The organism is Rubellimicrobium rubrum, assembly GCF_006152115.1.
In the GTDB taxonomy this organism is placed as follows: Bacteria; Pseudomonadota; Alphaproteobacteria; order Rhodobacterales; family Rhodobacteraceae; genus Rubellimicrobium; species Rubellimicrobium rubrum.
Window position 1 is genome coordinate 1 of record NZ_VDFU01000089.1, and the last position, 1,910, is coordinate 1,910.

General features: G+C 61.7%; 2 protein-coding genes. Both read right to left on the reverse strand.

From position 1 onward, the window contains the following. The coding region (locus tag FHG66_RS21305) for an MCP four helix bundle domain-containing protein (protein ID WP_176556398.1) at positions 1-696 on the reverse strand (696 nt) is incomplete at its 3' end. 765 nt (positions 697-1,461) lie between these two features. Continuing rightward, the gene (locus FHG66_RS21310) at positions 1,462-1,740 is read right to left on the reverse strand and encodes a hypothetical protein (protein ID WP_139079151.1); all 279 of its coding nucleotides are present in this window, start codon (positions 1,738-1,740) and stop codon (positions 1,462-1,464) included. Between the last annotated feature and the right edge of the window lie 170 nt (positions 1,741-1,910).

Consider the following 1,910-nt stretch of genomic DNA (forward strand, 5'->3'; position numbering starts at 1 on the left):
CGTTTGCGTCAGATCACCCGCCTCAACCCGGCTGGCCAGACCGATGGCTTGGTTCAGGCCACGGGAGATGGCGAGAAGGATCCAGGTGGCACCCGCCGCGCCGATGAGCGCCGCCACCGCCATGACCGTGACCAGGAGAGTGCGGGACTGCGCATAAAGCGCATCGGCGTTCTGGCTGGCTGCTGCCATGTCGGCGCGAGCGTCTGTGTTGATCGTCGCAAGGATCTCGCTCATCTCGTTCCAAAGCGGCTTGATCTCCGTGTTCAACACCATCAGGGCCGCAGGCACGTTGTTCGCCCGCGACAACTCAAGAACCTGATCGTTCAAAGGCCGGCGCGTGCTCCGCAGTTCCATGTAGCGCTCGAGGTGGTGCCGGTTCTCTTCGTCCAGAAGGGGAGTGAGCTGCTCCTGAAGCCCGTTCATGCTTTGCCGAAGGGCGGCGATGCGCTCCTCGGTGGCGTCCATGCTGGCGTCGTCCTGGTAGAGCAGATGCTCGCGGATCTCGCGGCTGATGCTGATCTCGCCGGCCGCAAGCTCCTGGGCCAACCGAACCCGCTCTGCATCGGCCGACACGATGCTGATGAGGCTGTCATCGAGTGTTGAAAGGCTGCGTAGGCCTAGCAAGGTTGATCCCGCTGACAAGACGATCAATACGGCGAACACGGCGGCGAGCTTGACCTTGAGGGTAAGACGCATGGGGCACTCCTGGCCGGCTCGGGCCGATGCAGGACCCAAGGCAGCAACTGTGGGGATCTGCACGGACCACCCGTCCGTGAGGAGCTGGGAGCCAGATTGAGAAGGCGCGAAGGCTCGGCCCTGCTGGATGGCTGCTCTGCTCGTAAAAAACCTTACAGGACGGGTGCTAAGGGAGAGTTGATGCGCCGGAAAATGCCTGCAGCTAGACGTGAACCCGAACGAGTGGGTGAATGCCCCGGCCCAAGCGGTCGATGGGCCTCACGAGGTGGTCCCAGAAGTGCCTTGGCACTCGTCCTCACAAATCTCTGGAGTCAGTGCTTCGTAGATCGTCGCGAGCGGCCCTCGTCACGAAAGGGGGCCATCGTGAGGAGGCCGCTCGCTAAGGCTTTCTGACAAGGCCCATGCGTCTCTGCTGCTCGTTGAGGCGCAGAACACAACTAGCTCTATGGTTGTGGGGTCAAGTTCGGCCGATCCTTGGGCGAGCATCGACCTGCCGTTCTGCAGCCCCTTGAACTGCAGAACGGCTCGAGGCCAAAGGAAACCCCGGCGAATGCACCAGGGGATCTGTCAGACAGTTCGGTCGATCGGACAAACGACCCCTCACGACCTCGGACGTGTTTTTCTCTGCCCAGGTCGTACCCTCATGACAGACCGGAGATCGCACTCTTGCGGCGCGTGGCCGGCCAGTCCCCCTCGGACTGCCAGACCGGGTGTCTTGAGCCTACCTGACAGGCATCTCCTGACAGGGAACGTGATCGAAACTCCCTATAGGATCACTGGAAGCAGGGACGCAGCCCCAAAGCCCGGCACAAAGGCGGACAGGAGAACGCCCCCAAGCGAGCCCTGCACCGCCCAGTACACGATGCCGGTGTAGCTCCCTACTAACTGGACCATCACGAACAGGACTGTCAGCAGAACCGTCAGGCCGGTTGCGACCGCATCTGCAAGCCCAGCCAGCCTCGGCGGAGCTGGGAGCGGATAGGAGGCAGCCTGGTCAACCGTTGGGGTCATATCCTGTCGGTCCAGGGTCTCAGTTAATGCCATGCCTGCGTTCCTTCGCTGCAAGTGCAAAGCCCACAAGCGCGAAAGGCGGGCTTCCGGTTCCTCAACCGTCAGCCCAGATCGGTGTCTTCAACCTTTGGACTAGGTGTACAGTCCCAGAGAGAGGTGTCACGGGTGACACATCTTTGGGACGTGCTATGGGCCAGGTTCTT

Excerpts from the sequence above, each read along its gene's own strand:
- FHG66_RS21310 (WP_139079151.1), bottom strand. The coding sequence starts at position 1,740 with ATGGCATTAACTGAGACCCTGGACCGACAGGATATGACCCCAACGGTT.